General features: G+C 43.4%; 20 protein-coding genes. 13 read left to right on the top strand and 7 right to left on the bottom strand.

Annotation, left to right across the window (positions count from 1 at the left end):
* Positions 1-176 precede the first annotated feature (176 nt).
* From BM265_RS12725 to BM265_RS12700, 6 genes are read left to right on the top strand one after another with little or no spacing between them, the layout of a single operon-like run.
* Positions 177-782 (top strand): HD domain-containing protein, encoded by a 606-nt coding sequence (locus BM265_RS12725; RefSeq protein ID WP_074962190.1) that lies wholly within the window; start codon positions 177-179, stop codon positions 780-782.
* A complete protein-coding gene (locus BM265_RS12720; protein ID WP_074962189.1) occupies positions 782-1,231 on the top strand; it encodes a YaiI/YqxD family protein in 450 nt (149 codons plus the stop codon). The genes BM265_RS12725 and BM265_RS12720 overlap by 1 nt, the downstream gene beginning before the upstream one ends.
* Positions 1,232-1,235: 4 nt before the next feature.
* Complete coding sequence (locus tag BM265_RS12715) at positions 1,236-1,733, top strand: immunity 42 family protein (RefSeq protein WP_074962188.1); 498 nt, start codon at positions 1,236-1,238, stop codon at positions 1,731-1,733.
* Between the two features lie 13 nt (positions 1,734-1,746).
* Entirely contained in the window at positions 1,747-4,008 is a 2,262-nt protein-coding gene (locus BM265_RS12710) for a glycoside hydrolase family 3 C-terminal domain-containing protein (RefSeq protein ID WP_143098726.1), read from the top strand.
* 3 nt (positions 4,009-4,011) lie between these two features.
* Complete coding sequence (locus tag BM265_RS20130; protein ID WP_074962186.1) at positions 4,012-4,329, top strand: hypothetical protein; 318 nt, start codon at positions 4,012-4,014, stop codon at positions 4,327-4,329.
* A complete protein-coding gene (locus BM265_RS12700; RefSeq protein ID WP_074962185.1) occupies positions 4,238-4,882 on the top strand; it encodes a ComEA family DNA-binding protein in 645 nt (214 codons plus the stop codon). The genes BM265_RS20130 and BM265_RS12700 overlap by 92 nt, the downstream gene beginning before the upstream one ends.
* Positions 4,883-4,968: 86 nt before the next feature.
* On the opposite strand, the gene BM265_RS12695 is transcribed toward BM265_RS12700, so the two are convergent.
* Positions 4,969-5,853, bottom strand: a complete 885-nt coding sequence (locus tag BM265_RS12695; protein WP_074962184.1) for a fibronectin type III domain-containing protein — start codon at positions 5,851-5,853, stop codon at positions 4,969-4,971.
* 436 nt (positions 5,854-6,289) lie between these two features.
* On the opposite strand from BM265_RS12695, the gene BM265_RS12690 reads away from it, so the two are divergent.
* Complete coding sequence (locus BM265_RS12690; RefSeq protein ID WP_074962183.1) at positions 6,290-7,207, top strand: S1 RNA-binding domain-containing protein; 918 nt, start codon at positions 6,290-6,292, stop codon at positions 7,205-7,207.
* Positions 7,208-7,255: 48 nt separating this feature from the next.
* Here BM265_RS12690 and BM265_RS12685 read toward each other — a convergent pair whose 3' ends face one another.
* The 6 genes from BM265_RS12685 to BM265_RS12660 all read right to left on the bottom strand — a co-directional run bounded on the left by BM265_RS12685 (position 7,256) and on the right by BM265_RS12660 (position 13,082).
* Positions 7,256-8,353, bottom strand: a complete 1,098-nt coding sequence (locus BM265_RS12685) for a zinc metalloprotease (RefSeq protein WP_074962182.1) — start codon at positions 8,351-8,353, stop codon at positions 7,256-7,258.
* Positions 8,353-9,621, bottom strand: a complete 1,269-nt coding sequence (locus BM265_RS12680) for a replication-associated recombination protein A (protein WP_177219593.1) — start codon at positions 9,619-9,621, stop codon at positions 8,353-8,355. The genes BM265_RS12685 and BM265_RS12680 overlap by 1 nt, the downstream gene beginning before the upstream one ends.
* A gap of 11 nt (positions 9,622-9,632) precedes the next feature.
* A complete protein-coding gene (locus BM265_RS12675; protein ID WP_074962181.1) occupies positions 9,633-9,923 on the bottom strand; it encodes a hypothetical protein in 291 nt (96 codons plus the stop codon).
* A gap of 189 nt (positions 9,924-10,112) precedes the next feature.
* Positions 10,113-12,062: a fructose-1,6-bisphosphatase gene (locus BM265_RS12670; protein ID WP_074962180.1), complete on the bottom strand. Its 1,950-nt coding sequence runs from the start codon at positions 12,060-12,062 to the stop codon at positions 10,113-10,115.
* A 36-nt stretch (positions 12,063-12,098) separates the two neighbouring features.
* Complete coding sequence (locus tag BM265_RS12665) at positions 12,099-12,389, bottom strand: hypothetical protein (protein ID WP_074962179.1); 291 nt, start codon at positions 12,387-12,389, stop codon at positions 12,099-12,101.
* 135 nt (positions 12,390-12,524) lie between these two features.
* A complete protein-coding gene (locus tag BM265_RS12660; protein ID WP_074962178.1) occupies positions 12,525-13,082 on the bottom strand; it encodes a flavin reductase family protein in 558 nt (185 codons plus the stop codon).
* Between the two features lie 293 nt (positions 13,083-13,375).
* Between BM265_RS12660 and BM265_RS12655 the strand changes: the two genes are divergently transcribed.
* From BM265_RS12655 to BM265_RS12630, 6 genes are all read left to right on the top strand, one after another.
* Complete coding sequence (locus BM265_RS12655) at positions 13,376-14,401, top strand: glycoside hydrolase family 5 protein (RefSeq protein WP_074962177.1); 1,026 nt, start codon at positions 13,376-13,378, stop codon at positions 14,399-14,401.
* Between the two features lie 154 nt (positions 14,402-14,555).
* Positions 14,556-15,470: a ribonuclease Z gene (locus BM265_RS12650; RefSeq protein WP_074962176.1), complete on the top strand. Its 915-nt coding sequence runs from the start codon at positions 14,556-14,558 to the stop codon at positions 15,468-15,470.
* Entirely contained in the window at positions 15,467-15,868 is a 402-nt protein-coding gene (locus BM265_RS12645; protein ID WP_074962175.1) for an Imm6 family immunity protein, read from the top strand. The genes BM265_RS12650 and BM265_RS12645 overlap by 4 nt, the downstream gene beginning before the upstream one ends.
* A 367-nt stretch (positions 15,869-16,235) precedes the next feature.
* Positions 16,236-17,849, top strand: coding sequence for a phosphoenolpyruvate carboxykinase (ATP) (gene pckA / locus BM265_RS12640; protein WP_074962174.1), 1,614 nt, complete (start codon positions 16,236-16,238; stop codon positions 17,847-17,849).
* Positions 17,850-17,912: 63 nt separating this feature from the next.
* Positions 17,913-18,332, top strand: coding sequence for an Imm7 family immunity protein (locus tag BM265_RS12635; protein WP_278287700.1), 420 nt, complete (start codon positions 17,913-17,915; stop codon positions 18,330-18,332).
* Positions 18,333-18,355: 23 nt separating this feature from the next.
* The gene (locus BM265_RS12630) at positions 18,356-18,841 is read left to right on the top strand and encodes a hypothetical protein (protein WP_074962173.1); all 486 of its coding nucleotides are present in this window, start codon (positions 18,356-18,358) and stop codon (positions 18,839-18,841) included.
* The last annotated feature ends 18 nt before the right edge of the window (positions 18,842-18,859 follow it).

Genomic DNA, 18,859 nt, shown 5'->3' with positions numbered 1-18,859 from the left:
GCCGTATAATCCGCTTTCTGAAAACGGACATAACAACACTTATCATATCATAACACATATCGATAAAAAATACATCATCACTTGTGAAAAAATTTGCAAAAAGTCTTTTCAAGAGTATAAAAATGTGATATAATAGAAACAGTAAATTGTAGATTTTTCACAACGGAGGTTTAACTATGACAAATCCAGAAGAAAACAAGGCAAGATTTGTTGAGATATACAACGCAAACATCACAAGAAAGGGCGCAGATAAGCTGCTGACCTATCTTCTAAGCGAGAACAGCGACTTTTTCACTGCACCTGCATCGACCAGATATCACAGCGCCTATGAAGGCGGTCTCTGCGAACACAGCCTGAATGTTTACGACTGCCTGAAAAATTATCTTGAAAGGACAAGAGTCAAAGACGTTTACGGCATGGACTTTCCTGAGGAAAGCATTGCGATAGTGGCACTGCTGCACGATATCTGCAAAGTCAACCTTTACAGGGTCAGCACCCGCAACAAGAAAAACGATGTTACAGGTCAGTGGGAGAAAGTTCCCTACTATGAGTATCACGACACGCTGCCCTACGGCCACGGTGAAAAATCCGTATATATCGTCAGCAGTTACATGAGACTTACCCGCGAGGAAGCAATGGCGATACGCTGGCACATGGGCTTTTCCGGCGAAGAAAACGTAAACACCATCGGTCAGGCGCTGGGGATGTACCCTCTTGCAGTGGCAACACATATCGCTGATATGGAAGCGACTTTCTACATAGAGGGCGAGGAAAACAACTGATGTGTATCTTCATCGATGCGGACGGCTGTCCCGTAGTGAAGCTGACACTGGATATCGCTAAAAGGCACGAAATCCCCGTAACGATAGTTTGCGATACCGCTCATGAATTTTCAGGGCGTGGTGCAGAAGTAATAACCGTCAGCAAAGGTGCTGACAGCGCAGACTTCGCACTTGTGAACTTCATGGCAAAGAACGATATCGCCGTTACGCAGGATTACGGTCTTGCTGCCATGTGCCTTGCGAAGAGGGCGTATGCTATAAATCAGAACGGACTTGTCTATGACAGCGATAATATCGACTCTCTGCTGATGTCAAGACATATCGCCAAAAAACTTAAACGAAGCGGAAAACATCTGAAAGGTCCCGCAAAGCGAAGTGCTGACAATGACAAGGATTTCGCGGCAGCACTTGAAAAGCTTATCGCAGACGTAAACGGAAAGGACGCATAGGCAAATGTTCATAGGTGATGTAAAATATCCCTGCAATTTCGGATTTATGGTAGAGTATATCCCCGAATGGAGCGACAGCAGTTTCAAGAACGGTCTGATGTTTATGATGATGAACGACGAACTTTATCCCAAAAATGTCAGGACCACTACTTTCAATTCGGAACTTCCCGATGTACTATCCGAAAACTCGGCTATGAGAAATCCTGTTGTCAATAAAAAGCTTTATCACACGGAAAGTGAAAAGCTTTTTGAAATAATGGCAGACAAAACTTATGGAAAAGAACGTGATGCTTGGTATGACGGTACGTTTCAGATACCCTTTCACGAGATAAACGATGACAGATGGAGCGTTTTTATAATATCGGACGGCGATAATATCAAGCTTATGTCGGGAGAATGGAAAGACGAACAGTTAATTTATCATGACGAACTTGAGATACCATCGAAAAAATATTTTGATACGATAAAAGCACTTGAAGATTTTTATAATACTCTATGCTAAGGAAACGGAGGTCATGAAAATGAACATCAAGAAAATACTGAAAGAACTTACACTTGAAGAGAAAGCAAGTCTTTGCTCGGGAGCTGATTTCTGGCACACAAAGGCTGTGGAAAGGCTTGCGATACCGCAGATAATGGTCTCGGACGGTCCTCATGGACTGAGAAAAAATGCTGAAAATTCAGCCAACCCGCAGGAAGCCATAAAAGCAGTATGCTTCCCCACAGCAAGCGCTCTTGCTTGTTCATTTGACAGAAATCTGATGACAGCTATGGGCAAGGCACTTGGCGAAGAGTGTCAGGCTGAAAAAGTTTCAGTTATACTTGGTCCCGGCTGCAACATCAAGCGTTCACCGCTGTGCGGCAGAAATTTCGAGTATTTTTCCGAAGACCCGTATCTCGCTTCCGAAATGGCGGCGGCGCAGATAAAAGGTGTTCAGAGTAAAGGCGTGGGTACATCACTGAAACATTTCGCAGCGAACAATCAGGAGACCCGCAGAATGACCGTAAACGAGAGGATAGACGAAAGAACTCTCCGTGAGATATACCTTGCCGCTTTTGAGGGCGCTGTCAAGCAGGCTTCGCCATGGACGGTCATGTGTTCATACAACAGGATAAACGGATATCATTCCTCGCAGAACAAGTGGCTTCTGACAGATGTGCTTAGAAACGATTGGGGCTATGATGGTCTGGTTATGAGCGACTGGGGCGCTGTTGATGACAGAGTTGAGGGCATCAAAGCAGGTCTTGACCTTGAAATGCCTGCAAGCTTTGGCAAAAACGACAAGCTGATTGTTGATGCAGTAAACAGCGGAAAACTCAGCATGAAAGCTTTGGACAAATGTGTTGAACGTGTTCTGAAACTGGTAGATAAAGCCGAAGAAAGCCGCACTCCATGTGAATGGGACATGGAATCACATCACGAACTTGCTGCAAAGATAGCGGAACAGTGCGCGGTCCTTCTCAAAAACGAAGATGATATTCTTCCCCTCAACCAAGAAGACAAGATATGCTTCATCGGCGAGTTTGCCGACAAGCCAAGGTATCAGGGCGGAGGAAGTTCGCACATAAATTCTTTCAAGGTGACATCCGCGCTTGAAGCCGCAAAGGAATTCTGCAAGGTAGAATACGCCCAGGGTTATATCACCACGGAGGATAAGACCGACGCGAAACTACTTGAGCAGGCTGTGGAATGTGCAAAGTACAACGACAAGGTTGTCATCTTTGCGGGGCTGCCCGAAAGCTTTGAATCAGAAGGCTTTGACAGGTCGCACATGAGAATGCCTGAGTGTCAGCTAGAACTGATAAGAGAAGTCAGCAAGGTAAACAAAAATATCATTGTTGTGCTGCACAACGGTTCTCCTGTTGAACTGCCTTTCTTCGATGACATTAAAGGTTTGCTGGAAGTGTATCTTGGCGGGCAGGCCATCGGCAAAGCCACCTGCGACCTGCTTTTCGGTGAGGCAGTACCAAGCGGCAAGCTGGCTGAAAGCTGGTGCATGAAGCTGGAAGATAATCCCTCATACCTGAATTTCCCCGGTGTGGGTGATGAGATAAATTACCGCGAGGGAATATTCGTTGGATACAGATACTATGACAAGAAGAATATGTCCGTTCGCTTCCCCTTTGGTTACGGACTTTCATACACACAATTCGAGTACAGCGATCTTGTTATCTCAGAAAACGAGATCAGTGATGATCAGACCCTGACTGTCAGCTGTAATGTCACTAACACAGGCACCAGAGCGGGCATGGAAGTTGTTCAGCTTTATGTGGGCGACAAGGAATCTTCGGTAGCAAGACCTGTAAAAGAACTCAAAGGCTTTGAAAAAGTCAGCCTGAGACCAGGCGAGACAAAGAAAGTATTTTTCAGCCTTGACAAGAGAGCTTTCGCTTATTATGAGACCGCGATCAATGACTGGTTCGTTGAGTACGGAGAATTCGAGATAATGATAGGTTCTTCATCAAGGGATATCAGGCTTTCGGGCTCGGTATACGTCAACAGCGAAGCCAAGCTGCCTGTTCAGTTCACATTCAACAGCACGGTGGGCGATGTTCTTTCCTGCAGCGAAGGACGCGAGGTATTCGGCGGATTTATAGAAAAGATCTGCCGCAGTATGTTCGATACTGCTGTAAGCGGTATCGGAATGGACATGGCTATGGCGATGATAAGAGAAGCACCTCTGAGAGAAATAATCACAAACGACAGCAGACCCGAGATAAATAGAGTTTGGCTTAAGGATATGCTTGACAAGCTGAATGCAATGCTGGAGGAGTAAACAATGAATAACGATCTGCGGGAAAAGGCAAAGAAATACGGTATCTATGCAGTGCTGGCGGCAGCACTGCTGATATTTGCTGCTGTTTCCGCAGTTATCGATAAAAAAGACAGCAAGAGAGTTATCATTTACAGCACCTCGGAAACCGAAAACATTATCGCAGAAAATGACAGCAGCAAGGCAAAATCCGAGAAGAGCAAAAAAAGTCACCACGAAAAAGACTTCCAAAGTGACGGAAGCAAAAACCGCAAAGCAGACTACTTCCAAGACTTCAAAAACGACCAAGGTCAGCACTTCAAAAACAAGAAAAGAAACCACTGAAAAAAGAGCAGATATAAACTTCCCTATCGATATCAACCTTGTGACATTCGATGAACTGATGGCGATAAACGGCATAGGCGAAAGCACAGCTTATGCGATACTTGATCTGAGAGACAGGCTCGGTTTGATAACCTACATGGAACAGCTGCTTGAGATCTCGGGTATCGGCGGCAACAAGCTGTCGATGCTTTCTGAGTATCTTTATGTTGACGATGCAGACAATTCACCGCCGCCCGAAACAGTTACCGAAGTACACACAACAGTCCCACCTGAAACTCACCCACCTGAGACGAATGATAGCGAATCTACGGTAGATACCACATCTTCCGTCGAATCAGCACCTGACGATGAGCTCAAGCCGGTAAACATCAACGAAGCAGATAAAGAAGAACTGATGGAATGTCTGCTGATAAATGAAGATCTTGCAGATGGCATAATTGAAATACGCCAACAGCTGGGCGGAAAATACGAAAACGCTCTCCAGCTTTTGTATGTAAATGGCATCAGCAAGGATATGCTCTCGGAGATCAAAGAATTTATTTTACTTGAATAAACACTAATCCCGCGGATACAGCTTATCCGCGGGATTTTTTATGTAACAAAAAACGTTCCCGATAAACGGGAACGCGGGTATTCATATTAGCCCCAGTAGGTTCTCCAGATGGAGAAATAACCCCACGGGATCTTGAAAGAGTAAGCTATCTTGCTGCTGTTGGTGTAATAGCTTCTATTGCACCAGTAGTAAACACTGTAATCGTTCTTTATTCCCTTGTAGGAAGTGGTTCCATAAACAGCGCCCCAGACAGCTACCTTGCACTTGTCAGCTACGTTGCTGTACTTGCATCCATCTCTTGTAAGACCATAGTCGGACATAAATCCGCCGCTCTGGTAGATGATGGACTGGATATTGCTGTAATTCTTGTAGAAAGGAGTCCACAGGGGGTCATTACAGTACTTAGCCGAAACGAAACGGTTAACGACGCAGTCGGAAACATAAACGATGGGCTTATCCCACATACTGTCGTTTATTCTGCCTACCTCGTGGTAAACTATACGGCACATAGCCTCCCAGCCTGCCTTGTCGTAATTCATACGAGCTGTGCGGATGGTCTGTACAGGCGAGAAAGAGGAATAAGTGTTGCCGGAATATATCGCCCTTACTTTGAATTTATACTCAGTGGCGCGGGAGAGTTTTTTAACAGATACAACGTTATTGGTGGTAGTGCAGTATCTTGTCCAGCTCTTGTAGTTTCCACCCTTGATATATACCTGATATCTGTTTGCACCCTTGGTCTTGCCCCAATGGAGAGTTATGGTATCTATCTGCTTGTTGTATGGATGAGTATAGGAAGACTCGTAAGTCTTTTCAGCTGCAAACTTCGGAACTGCCGCCTTAGATGATGTCAAAGCCGAAGCCTTGAAACCTGACATATCCGTCATAACGAACACGATAGCAAGCGTCATCACAATAACTGCTATTTTCTTCAAATTCACCATGAACTTATTTCTGTTAATAATACTCATTTCCAAATCTGACACGGCTTACCGCGGTATTATCTTTATCCCGTCGGAAAACCTGCCGTTTCACACCCTTTCGTTATTTTAGTCCAGCTTACGCGAGTAAATCGATCGTTTGTTGTCCCAAAGAAAACCCATAAAATAAAGCTGTCTGAAATATCTGATTTTCTGTAACGATTTGTAATCGCAAACACCGCATTTTACACCAAAGATTACGATTCGATTACAAACAATGCACCTAGTGTAACACATCGTCTGAAATTTGTCAAGCGCTCGACAAAAAATACCATGATTTTGCACAAACATCTCAAAAAGAATTGTGATTGATTTAGGAGAATTTGCATAGTATATTACAGCAAATCAAGATTTTGTATAACAGACTGATAAAGACATCAACAGATAGTGACCGAAAAAAAGTCACAAGAGAAAGAGGTGCAAATAAATGACTAAATACTTCCCCGAGGGCAGGATGTTCAACTCACCGGAAAACAAGTTTTATCTTCAAAGTGCTGAAAACATGGCTGAGGCAATGACACGTGGACTGATACTGGAGGGACACGCTGTAATGTGTACAACAGAACACGATCTTGTGGTGGAACTTCCATTCGGAAAAGGCATTATTCCCCGTACAGAAGGCGCTCTCGGAATTGCCGATGGAACTACGAGAGATATCGCCTTGCTTTCAAGGGTAAACAAGACCGTTTGCTTTAAAGTGATCGACATTGTGACAGATGAAAACGGCGTAACCGCTGTCCTATCCCGACGTGCAGCGCAGGAAGAATGTCTGGAAAATTACATATCAAAACTTCAATGCGGCGACGTTATCCCTGCAAAGATCACACATCTTGAACCCTTTGGGGCTTTTGTGGACATAGGCTGTGGGATACCATCGCTGATACCCATAGACGCTATATCCGTATCACGTATATCTCACCCTAATGACAGATTTTTCAACGGACAGGATATCTATGCGGCAGTAAAGAATATCTCAGGAGACAGGATATGCCTGACCCACAAGGAACTCCTTGGTACGTGGCAGCAGAACGCTCAGATGTTTTCAGCGGGTGAGACAGTAGGGGGAGTTATACGCTCGGTAGAGGATTACGGCATTTTCATCGAGCTTGCGCCAAACCTTGCAGGGCTTGCAGAACCCAAGGATGGTGTCACCGCAGGACAGGCAGCGAGTGTATATATAAAAGCCTTGATACCCGAAAAAATGAAAGTCAAACTGATAATAGTAGATGTTTTTGAAAACCTATGTTTTCCAAGCAAAATCAATTATTTTATCAATTCTGGACATCTTAAAAAATGGGAATATTCAACTAAGGAAAGTGGCAGAAAATTAGTTTCGGTTTTCTGAACACCAAAAGAAATGCGGAGAAATAATTTTTTCTCCGCATTAGTAATGTCAGTAATTTTCCTTGATATACTCGATAAGAGCCATTTCGGCTTTAGCTTCACCGGGATTGAGATAATCCTTGCTCATAACATCTGCCAAGTTGTATTCCTTGTCAGCGTTGATCTTATCCTTCTTATATATATAATAGTATACGTACATAAGACGGTGTCTGCCTATCATTGTATTACAGGTAACGTCGATGTATTTTTTCAGATCATCGGCATACAGTTCATCTATCTCCTTGGGAGAAGCACCGGTCAGTATCAGACAGCAAAGCAGGTCACAGGAACTCTCAAGCCTTATGAGATTTACCGTCTTTTCATTATCTAAAATAGCCTTAAATCGGGATTTTGCCGATTCAAAGTCTCTTCGTTCCATATCTCTTGTAGCGTTAACAGCTTCGATACCGGAAGCGATGATAGATCCATTGGGGTCGCCGCCCTCGAACAGGCTGTCGGGCATTGAGTCAAGTGTTTCGCCTTGATATTGCCTGCCGTTAATTATAAGGGTATTCAGGGTCAATCGGCGAACCGTGAGAGAACGAATCTGTTCCATGATATGAGAACCATCGTTTGGAAGCCCTACCGCTTTCAGAGGGATAAGATTTAAAACTCCCACAAAAAACGAGATCGCTGTTGCCGCTTTAAAAATTGTATAAAGTATTATACTTGTCGTGTTCAGAAATATTAAACTGTAAAGTCCTGCAGTGAATAAATTAAATAGTCCTCCACCTGCGTGATACCAAAAGTATGGTATGTCCTCATCTTTTTCTACCACATCGTGTGTAAGCAGACATTGTCCTGCTGTTCCCGGGATTGAATATTTTCTTACAACAAACTTTCCGTTCTGCCTTAAAATGGTAAAACTCCCGATCCTGAAAGATACAAATTTGTAGCCTGTCAGCAGACCCATCACAAGATGACCGCTCTCATGGATAATTATACTGATAAAATACCATACGATGAGAGCCGCTACAAATAACAGCATATAGCGTCCACCAAGCTTTTTGCCGCCGCCCGATGACATGATAAAACCCGCAGCCGCACCAATCAGCGCGCCTATTACCATCATGAGCAGATTATTCTTTTTATTCTTTTTCGATTTCATTATTTCTCCTTGATCTTCTGCCAGTAAAGCTTTGCAGCCTGTTCTGCCTTGTTTTCACCATAATTATAGTACACACGGTCTTTAAGTGCATCGGGGAGATACTGCTGTTTCACCCAGTGCTCGGGGTAATTGTGTGGGTAGAGATAATGCTGTCCTTTCACCTTTGCTTCTGCGCCGTCAAAATGCTTGTTTTGCAAATGACGTGGGAAATCCAGCGGACCGCTGTTTTTGACATCTTCAAGCGCTGTATTGATAGCCATGTAAGCGCTGTTTGATTTTGGCGCGGTCGCAAGCATTATTACTGCCTCTGCAAGAGGTATACGCGCCTCTGGCAAACCAAGCTGAAGTGCTGAATCAACGCATGATTTGGTAATCACCGCTGCCATGGGGTATGCAAGACCAACGTCCTCACTGGCAATAACAAGAAGTCTACGGCAGAGAGATATGATATCTCCTGCTTCGATGAGTCTTGCAGCATAATGTATTGCGGCATTCTCGTCAGAACCGCGTATAGATTTTTGCAGTGCCGAAAGGATATCGTAATGCTCGTCGCCTTCCCTGTCGTAACGCATATTGCTGCGCTGGGTAAGTTCGCGGACAGTATCCATCTTCACATGAAGTTCGCCCTTTGAGCCGTTTTCAGCTGAAAGCACGCAAAGCTCCACTGTGTTGATGGACTTTCTCACATCACCGCCGCAACCCCTGGCGATATGCTCTATAACACCATCTTCAAGAACGACTTCAGTGCCCATATCCTGCGCCATAAGATCAAAAGCCCGTTTTATGGCAGGACTTATCTGCTCAGGAGTAACAGGTTTGAACTCGAATACTGTCGATCGGCTGATTATAGCGTTATATACATAAAAATATGGATTTTCCGTAGTCGAAGATATCAGCGTTATCTTGCCGTTCTCAATGTATTCAAGCAGTGACTGTTGCTGCTTTTTATTCAGATACTGTATCTCGTCGAGATACAGCAGGATTCCGTTAATACCGCCGATCATCTCGGTCTCAGCGATTATCTGCTTGATATCAGCCACAGATGCAGATGTACCGTTGAGCTTATACATGGTCATGTTGGCATTTTCAGCGATAAACCGAGCTATCGTTGTCTTGCCTACACCCGAAGGTCCGTAGAATATCAGATTGGGTATAGTACCGCTCTCGATTATTCGTCTCAGCGGCTTGCCCTCCCCCATAAGATGGGACTGACCAACTATTTCATCAAGCGTTTTGGGTCTTATTCTTTCCGCCAGTGGTATACTCATTATTCATTCTCCTAATCAAAAACGTTCTGTATATCAGGCAGTTTCAGCTCATAGGCGCGGCTGTTTATCTTTTTCAGCAGATAATTCCTCGCCACCATTACCGCAGGCTGATACTTGGTATTTTCCACGCCGATATTCACGTGGTATATAATAAACTGACCCGAGGCTATCTTCATCACGATATGGTTCTGACCCTCAAATGTGCCGCGAAGTATGGAATTAGACTTGACAAAATGCCACAATTCGTTATAGGTCAGATCGGTGACCTCGTCTTCAAGAAACTGCTTTATCAGCTCTTCCATTTTAAGACCTCCCCGCCTTATTATGAAAATATGCGGTCATGCCATTTTTAGACAATACCGCCGAAACATATTATAACACATTTTTTTACAAAATTCAACACATAACATCAAACCGACCCCGCAAGTTACGAAGTCGGTTTGATGTATTAATTTTGTGCTTATAACTCTATACTATTATAATAGTATACTTCACAATGTTCTTCTGTCGATATCCTTTTTCTGCTTGATGATACCCGAACGGTACGCTTTCAACAGTTCGCGGAGATCATTTATCTTGGCAAGGAGTTCCTCGCCCCTGTCGGTATCGCATATGTTCGCGCGATGATCAAAACGCTCTACAAGATGAAGAGTAGGAGTGTGTTCACTCTCCCCTGCTATAAAGGGTTTGTGCTCGGCGAGGTTGAGGCTGTGGCTGTCACATATAAGTGTGTAGCCCGCGATGCCTGTGGCTTTCTGATAAGCCTTTGAGATACCGCCATCAATTACAAAAAGCTTTCCGCCAGCCTTAACTGGACTTTCACCGTTCTTGATCTTAACAGGCACATGACCGTTGATGATATGTCCCCTTTCGGGGTCAAGACCGAACATTTCAAGTATCCTCATGCATACTTCCGCGTTCTCGGAGAACTGATAATAAGGGTTATAATTTTCGGTATGAAGTGACTTGTCATCTATAAAATATCTTTCAAAGAATGCCATCTTGTCCTTTCCGTAAAGGGGAGAACGAGGTCCGCACCACAGATACCATAACAAGTCGGCGGAGTTTTCCTTTTCTTCACCGCTACGGAGAAAATATGCTTTATTAGCAACTTCGTCCAGCTTATCCAGAAGTGCCTTTCCCGAATGATCTTCGCCCTCTATCTTTACAGAGAGAAGTTCGCCATTTTCATCAAGAGGTATACAGCCATGGAAAAGCAGATTGCCATTTATGGTCTTGTACATTGAACCATTGTTATAGAGAAAACGCATATGGTCGGCAAGCTTTTCGCTGTGCATAAAGGAATTCGCGAGCACGGTCATAAGCTCGTTTTCTTCGTCAGTCAACGCAAGAGGATCAGCCTTATCCACTGTGGGAAAATTCTTATCGAGAAGCTCATAGGTCTTTCCGTTAAGCTTGAAAGTGCCATTTTCCGGGTCAATATTGCTGAATAATTCACGGTCATCCATTTCCCATTCGGGATGACGCTTAATCAGCTGACTTTCAAGCTTCAGCTGTATAACAGTTATTGCCTTATGCATTTTTGCAACAAGATTTGTATCAACAGGGTCATAGATATTATCATCGAGAGTATGCGGCATAAAGATGGTGCAGGGGTCGTCCTTGTAGACTTCGCCTGCAAAAACCGCAAGGGCACGGAGATTCAGACCGTAGCCATCTTCAAGGATATCAAAGTTGTTATACCTCATGGAAATACGGATAACATTGGCTATCAGCGCTCTGTTGCCCGAAGCCGCACCCATCCATGAAATATCGTGATTGCCCCACTGTATATCAACATCGTGCATCTTCATCAGTTCATCAACGATGATATCTGCGCGTGGTCCTCTGTCGAAGATATCGCCGATAATGTGCAGACTGTCTATCGCAAGGGACTGTATCACCTTGCAGAGTTCCTTGATAAAATGGTCAGCTATGCCTGTATCGAGAATTGTGGTGATTATCTCATCGTAATAATAATCCTTTACGATATCGTCGGTAACATTGAGAAGTTCATCAAGAATATAGACCATGTCCTGGGGGATACTGTTCCTTACGCGGGAACGTGTATACTTTGCGGAAACAGCTTCAAGAACGATTATAAGGCGATAGATAGTAAGACTGCGCCATTCATCGGTGAGAAGCCCTGCTTTTCTGAGACGCTTCTGCTCTTTGTCGGGATAGTAGATAAGGGCGGCAAGTGCTTCCCTTTCGGCTGAAGAAACTGTCTTTCCGAGAGTAAGATCAATTTTTATCTTAATCATACCCGAGGCACTTTTCAGCATATGCAAAAAAGCTTCGTACTCACCGTGCATATCGCTGAAAAAGTATTCAGTGCCCTTGGGCAGACTTCGTATCGCCGAAAGATTAACTATCTCACTTGCGGCACTGTCTATATTCGGAAACTCCTTGGACAGGAGCTGTAAGTATTTTTTGTCCATTTATGTCACACTTTCTTATGCATTTTTTATGGGATATCAGCTGAGATCATAGCTCTTATAACCTGCATCGCTGATGATAGACTGAAGTTTTACAAACTCACGCTCATTGACTGTTTTGCTCAGCAGACCCGTTCTGTCAAAGACGACCTTTGTGTGCCTGTCCGAGGTATAAAACTCAAAATATGGCGGTTTTGCGCAGATATCTCGCTCAGCTACACAGCTGTCCTCCCCGCACTCAGAGTAAACGATCCTTTCACCAGAAGAAAAAGTTATACCGTCGTCATCGAAACTGACGATATCTGTATAGCTTCTTATGCGTTCTTTCATAGTATCGACCTCCCTATAATTATACCACCGTCAAGGAATAAATTCAACCGTTGACCAGCTTATTTTAGCAGAAGAAAAAAGAGTTCTTTATACAATAAAACTGCGGCAGAAAATAATCTGCCGCAGTAAAGATCATTACATGAATTTCTTACCTGCGTTCCATGCGCCGCCGACATTATCGCCGATGAGTCTGTATGTTTTGGCAGAGGAATCATACATTATCGGCTGAAGCTTGGTAAGATCAACTTTACCTACCGTCAGCACGGAATCATCTGCCACCATGCCGACTATCTTCGCGGTAACTCTGGTCTCACCATACTCCTGCATAATGTCAACGACTTCACATTCGATAGCTACAGGAAGCTGGTCGATGATGGGTGCATTGACCTTTTTTGAAGGTGTAACGGTAAATCCAGCCTTTTTCAGCTTTTCGGGCTCTTTATTGAAAGATACTATACCCACATAATCACATTCAGCAGTGTATTTCTTGGTGGCATAGCTTACCGTGAAAGCACGGTTGCGCTTGATATTTTCAGTGCTTGGGTGATTGCCGAGACTAATAGATATCATATCTCTGCCCACCTGACCGACCCAAGCCGCATTCATGGCATTTGGAATGCCCTCGGGACTATAGGTAGCGATAATAAAAACAGGCAGCGGAGTAACAAAACTCTTTTCAACATCAACTTTCATAATATACAGCTCCTTCTAATATAGTATATGAAAATTATCATTATTGACATTATACTAAATTCAGACTCATTTGTCAAGGTCAATTGTTATAATAAACCAAATCAAAATCAAGCTTTGGAATCAAATCGATATGTAAAGATAGATAAAAATCTTATCAAAATAATATAACCAATACAATTAAAGTATTGACATAAATGTTATAAATGTGGTATGATAAAAAAGGAAAATATGTTATCCTAACATTAACAAAATGATTAGGGTAAAACTAAATAACATTAGGACGGAGGGCTTATATGAAAATATTTGAAGGATACCAGAAGGGCGTAGACCTGGGAGGCTGGCTCTCACAGGGCAGCTATGACAGAGAACATCTTGATACATTCATCACAAAAAAAGATATTGAAAAGATAGCAAGCTGGGGCTGCGACCATGTGAGACTTCCGATAGATTACAATATATTTGAGACCGATGAAGGCGAACTCAAGAATGACGGTTTTGAGTACCTTGACAAGGCTCTGGAATGGTGCAAGGAATACAAACTGAATGTACTGATAGACGTTCACAAGGTTTACGGTTATTCTTTCTATTCCGGCGATGGTCAGGAGGGCTTTTTCGATAACGAAGACCTGCAGGAGAGATTCTACAAGTGGTGGGAAAGACTTTCCAAGCGCTACGGCAAGCTTTCTGACAGAGTTGCTTTTGAACTTCTGAACGAAGTAAATGACAAAGAGCTGAGCCCCAAATGGAACAAGATAGCAGAAAAAGCTATCAAGGTCATCCGCAAGGATTCGCCCGATGTAAAGATAGTTCTGGGCAGCTACTGGAACAATTCCATCGATGCGCTGGCAGATCTGGATAAGCCTTATGACGATAATATCATATATAATTTCCACTGCTATGATCCGTTCATGTTCACCCATCAGGGTGCTTACTGGGTAGATGAGATGCCTCAGGATTTCCGCATCGGCTACCCCGGTGATATCAAGGATTATCGTGAATCCGCAAAAGCTACAGGTCTCACAAGGATACAGGATTATCTGGACGTTCCCGACAGCGGTTTCGACCCCAGCTACTTTGAAAAACGTTTCGCATACGGTATAAGTGTCTGCAAAGAAAGAGACGTTGCAATGTACTGCGGCGAATACGGTGTTATTGACAGAGCTGATCCAAAGGAAATACTTAAATGGTACAAAGAGATCAACGCAGCATTCAAAAAGTACGGCATCGGCAGAGCCGCATGGAACTACAAAGAAAAGGACTTCGGTCTTTCTGATGAAAGAATGTCAGGCGTTATCGACGAACTTATAAATTACCTCTGATAAATCATAAATTTCCTCCCCTTTCACCCGCAAAGTACCCCGACTTTGCGGGGATTTTTTTATACTAAAAAGTTTTTAGCAGTATTGATTTCTGAAGCAGGCTATGGTATAATAACAGAGTATGAGATAATTTTAAGAACAGGAGGAGATGAAAATGCCCGATATTTGTCTTGCAGGAACAGGCGGAATGCTTCCGCTGAAAAACAGGTTTCTGACAGGGTGTTTTATTGAATACAGCGGCAAAGCCATACTTATTGACTGCGGCGAGGGTATGCAGGTGGCGCTTGCAGCAGCTGATATAAAGATAAGCCGTATTGAGATGATACTTATTACCCACAATCACGCAGACCATGTGACAGGTCTTCCTGGACTGCTGCTTTCCATGGGAAACTGTTCCAGGGAAGAACCTCTGGACATATATTTACCCGAGAGTGCCGAGCGTGTTATACGAAATCTGATATCTGTATGCGGCAGACTTCCCTTTGATCTGAGACTTCATTTTCTTTCCGAAAAATCACCATCAAGCTTTATCGCAGACAAAATAGACCAAATGCTGACTATATCCGTTTTGCCCCTCAGGCACAGCGTAAAATGTCTGGGATACAGCCTGCTGCTGGAAAAGAAACCTGTTTTCCAGCCCGAGAAAGCACAGGAGCTGGGAATACCTGTAAAAATGTGGAGAGTTCTCCACTCGGGCGAGACTGTGACACTCGATGACGGAAGAATTATCCAGCCTGAAGACGTTACCGGAGAAAAACGACAACCTGTAAAGGTAACTTACGTGACAGATACTCTTCCTATAAAGGAGATAATCCCATTTGCCGAGGGCTCCGATTTATTCATCTGTGAGGGTATGTATGGTGATGCAGATAAAAAGCAGAGCATGAACGAAAAAGGTCATATGCTTATGCAAGACGCCTGCCGTCTTGCGGCAGAAGCAAATGTCAAGGAATTATGGTTGACGCATTACAGTCCTGCCGAAAAGCACCCGGAGAACTTTGAAAAAGAGCTGAAAAAGCTGTTCCCGAATGTGCTGATATCCAAGGACGGAGAGAAAAGGACATTATGATTGAATATGCGGCAGAATATCTGCTGAAAATCACCAAAAGAAACAGTGATATGATGGGGTCGCAATGTGCAGACTATTGCCTGTCGTTGATCGAAAAGATCGTCAGTAAAAAATACACAGCTAATGACCTTTACAGCTTTGTCACTGAGGAAGATGGTATTTACACATTAGCGGAAAGTGCAACCAATAAAGATGAAGAAGATTTCCGGCAGGCTTTTCTTTCGGTATCCATGTGTATAATACGTGCGAAATATCGGGACGAAGGACAAAAATATCTCCCCGAAGATATAGAATCAATTCAAGCAGAAAAGATTGACGGATTTTTCGCATATCTAAAAAATGAAGAACCCGAACCTAAGGATTGTTATACCATTTTTTGCGATACGGTATGCTTATAACGTATAACGGTATTGCAGGATTGATATAATACAAATTCAAAGATGTACTGTTTCAAAAGTTTCACAAAATAAACTTTTTATCTTAAAAACTGAGTTTTAGCGACTATTTACTGCATAATAAGCATATGTTTAACAGTCTTAAATTTTGCATATAAATCTGAATATACTTGCAAAATGCAAATAACATGGTCTTGATTTTATATGGTAAATTGTCATAATGTTAAATTTTTGTCTTATGTTTTCAAAATGCTTGACAAAGGCTGAAAATATGGTATAATAGAAATAATGAGTGCCACAATATATTGTTGTTAGTACAACAGTTTTCGTGCTCAATTATCCAGTTAATTATTTTAAGGAGGAAAATAAAATGGCAAATCTTGATCTTACAAAGTATGGCATCACCGGTTCAGTTGAGATCATCCGCAACCCTTCCTATGAAGAGCTCTTCAAGGAGGAGACCAAGGAAGGTCTTGAAGGTTTCGAGGTTGGACAGGAGACCGAACTGGGCGCTGTAAACGTTATGACAGGTATCTACACCGGTCGTTCACCTAAGGATAAGTTCATCGTTATGGACGAGAACTCCAAGGACACCGTTTGGTGGACAACTGACGAGTACAAGAACGACAACCACGCTGCTTCTCAGGAGACTTGGGACGCTGTTAAGAAGATCGCTGTTGAAGAGCTCTGCAACAAGAAGCTGTTCGTAGTTGATGCTTTCTGCGGTGCTAACAAGGACACAAGAATGGCTGTTCGTTTCATCGTTGAGGTGGCATGGCAGGCACACTTTATCGAGAATATGTTCATCAAGCCCACAGCTGAAGAGCTTGAGAACTTTGAGCCTGATTTCGTTGTATACAACGCTTCCAAGGCTAAGGTTGAGAACTACAAGGAGCTGGGTCTGAACTCTGAGACAGCTGTTGTATTCAACATCACAAGCCGTGAGCAGGTTATCATCAACACATGGTACGGCGGAGAGATGAAGAAGGGTATGTTCTCCATGATGAACTACTATCTGCCTCTCAAGGGCATCGCTTCCATGCACTGCTCCGCTAACTGCGATATGGACGGCAAGCACACTGCTATATTCTTCGGTCTTTCCGGTACTGGTAAGACAACTCTGTCTACCGATCCTAAGAGAAGACTCATCGGCGACGACGAGCACGGTTGGGACGACAACGGCGTATTCAACTTTGAGGGCGGCTGCTATGCTAAGGTTATCGGCCTTGATAAGGAGTCTGAGCCTGACATCTACAACGCTATCAAGAGAGATGCTCTGCTAGAGAACGTAACTGTTGATGCTAACGGCAAGATCGACTTCGACGACAAGTCTGTAACTGAGAACACTCGTGTTTCTTATCCTATCGATCACATCAACAACATCGCTTCTAAGGTTAACGGCGTTTCTGCAGGTCCTGCTGCTGAAAACGTGATCTTCCTCTCCGCTGATGCTTTCGGCGTACTGCCTCCTGTTTCTATCCTGACTGCTGAGCAGACCAAGTACTACTTCCTGTCCGGATTCACTGCAAAGCTGGCTGGTACTGAGCGTGGCATCACTGAGCCTACTCCTACATTCTCCGCTTGCTTCGGTCAGGCATTCCTCGAGCTGCATCCTACAAAGTATGCTGAAGAGCTCGTTAAGAAGATGGAAAAGAGCGGTGCTAAGGCATACCTGGTTAACACAGGCTGGAACGGCACAGGCAAGAGAATCTCCATCAAGGATACCCGTGGTATCATCGACGCTATTCTGAACGGCGATGTTCTGAAGGCTCCTACCAAGAAGATCCCCTTCTTTGATTTTGAAGTTCCTACCGAGCTGCCCGGCGTTGACTCTGGTATCCTGGATCCCAGAGATACATACGCAAATGCTTCTGAGTGGGAAGAGAAGGCAAAGGATCTGGCTAACAGATTCATCAAGAACTTCTCCAAGTACGAGGGCAACGAGGCTGGTAAGGCTCTGGTTGCTGCTGGTCCTAAGCTCTAATATCTATTTAGACTATAATTTAAAGCTCCGCATATCCTGCGGAGCTTTAATTGTATAAAGAGGGTGACAGATATTCTTGAATTACATGGTTGGCTCACGATACATGAATGCTACGGAAATGAAGACGACATGTCCGAAAGCATACTTAATGCAGTGAACGATAATATCCCAAAGATCCTCAACAACCATGACTGTGGTATTACGCATCGTTACGTAAATGGCGGGAGTTTTCTTGATGTGCTTCATTGCAGCAATCACCGTACGCCCGAAGCTGATGAGATCATAAGTGTATTCACTGAGATATCAAAAGCTGCAGACGGAAGCTATGGCGTGATCTATCTCCGCGACGACGAGGACAAAAATAATTGTAATGAATTTCAGGTATTTGTATTCAAGCATGGTACTTGCTCCAAAGTAAGTGATAATAAGCTGTCGCCATGTATACCTCAGATAGAAGCTGACATACGCAATACCGATAAGTAGAAGCATATAAAGGATGTGACGGTATGACTGACAAACATGAACTTCTGCCTGAAAAAGACAAATTCCCCTTTGGAATAATATCCACGCTGATACTTCTTGCGATAATTATTATTGTAGGAGTAATATTGTGCATACAACACGGAAGTCCGGTCTCTGATCTTTTCAGTATCAAGGTGCTTAACCCGTCATTATACTTGTTAGCGCTTATAGTACTTTATATCATCTTTGATACTGTCAAATATATTATCCGCTGTATCAAAAAGAATATTGTGCTTTCAAAAGGCGAGATTAAAGATGGCGAGATCGTCAGCACTTCGGAGGTACCATTCAAAAGTATTAGAGGAAAAAGTATTATGGGCTATAAATATATCTACGGTGTAAAACTCGGTGACGGAAGTATCATTTATACCGAATGTTACGAAAATGATATTGTCAGGAAATATCGGTTCAGGACTTGCAAAGTACATGAATTCAAAGGCAGATTCAGATTTGATGATTTCAAAAGTTAAGGAAAAAAATACATATAA

Source organism: Hominimerdicola alba (genome assembly GCF_900112155.1).
GTDB classification, from domain to species: domain Bacteria; phylum Bacillota; class Clostridia; order Oscillospirales; family Ruminococcaceae; genus Hominimerdicola; species Hominimerdicola alba_D.
This window is presented reverse-complemented; position numbering and strand designations above follow the sequence as displayed.

Bases quoted from the DNA above. Each gene is read 5' to 3' on its own strand.
- BM265_RS12710 (WP_143098726.1), top strand. From the start codon at position 1,747: ATGAAAATGAACATCAAGAAAATACTGAAAGAACTTACACTTGAAGAG.
- BM265_RS12675 (WP_074962181.1), bottom strand. From the start codon at position 9,923: ATGGAAGAGCTGATAAAGCAGTTTCTTGAAGACGAGGTCACCGATCTG.
- BM265_RS12660 (WP_074962178.1), bottom strand. From the start codon at position 13,082: ATGAAAGTTGATGTTGAAAAGAGTTTTGTTACTCCGCTGCCTGTTTTT.
- BM265_RS12715 (WP_074962188.1), top strand. From the start codon at position 1,236: ATGTTCATAGGTGATGTAAAATATCCCTGCAATTTCGGATTTATGGTA.
- BM265_RS12650 (WP_074962176.1), top strand. From the start codon at position 14,556: ATGCCCGATATTTGTCTTGCAGGAACAGGCGGAATGCTTCCGCTGAAA.
- BM265_RS12670 (WP_074962180.1), bottom strand. From the start codon at position 12,062: ATGGACAAAAAATACTTACAGCTCCTGTCCAAGGAGTTTCCGAATATA.
- BM265_RS12720 (WP_074962189.1), top strand. From the start codon at position 782: ATGTGTATCTTCATCGATGCGGACGGCTGTCCCGTAGTGAAGCTGACA.
- BM265_RS12665 (WP_074962179.1), bottom strand. From the start codon at position 12,389: ATGAAAGAACGCATAAGAAGCTATACAGATATCGTCAGTTTCGATGAC.
- BM265_RS12690 (WP_074962183.1), top strand. From the start codon at position 6,290: ATGACTAAATACTTCCCCGAGGGCAGGATGTTCAACTCACCGGAAAAC.
- BM265_RS12655 (WP_074962177.1), top strand. From the start codon at position 13,376: ATGAAAATATTTGAAGGATACCAGAAGGGCGTAGACCTGGGAGGCTGG.
- BM265_RS12725 (WP_074962190.1), top strand. From the start codon at position 177: ATGACAAATCCAGAAGAAAACAAGGCAAGATTTGTTGAGATATACAAC.
- BM265_RS12685 (WP_074962182.1), bottom strand. From the start codon at position 8,353: ATGAAATCGAAAAAGAATAAAAAGAATAATCTGCTCATGATGGTAATA.
- BM265_RS20130 (WP_074962186.1), top strand. From the start codon at position 4,012: ATGAATAACGATCTGCGGGAAAAGGCAAAGAAATACGGTATCTATGCA.
- BM265_RS12680 (WP_177219593.1), bottom strand. From the start codon at position 9,621: ATGAGTATACCACTGGCGGAAAGAATAAGACCCAAAACGCTTGATGAA.
- BM265_RS12630 (WP_074962173.1), top strand. From the start codon at position 18,356: ATGACTGACAAACATGAACTTCTGCCTGAAAAAGACAAATTCCCCTTT.
- BM265_RS12645 (WP_074962175.1), top strand. From the start codon at position 15,467: ATGATTGAATATGCGGCAGAATATCTGCTGAAAATCACCAAAAGAAAC.
- pckA (WP_074962174.1), top strand. From the start codon at position 16,236: ATGGCAAATCTTGATCTTACAAAGTATGGCATCACCGGTTCAGTTGAG.
- BM265_RS12695 (WP_074962184.1), bottom strand. From the start codon at position 5,853: ATGAGTATTATTAACAGAAATAAGTTCATGGTGAATTTGAAGAAAATA.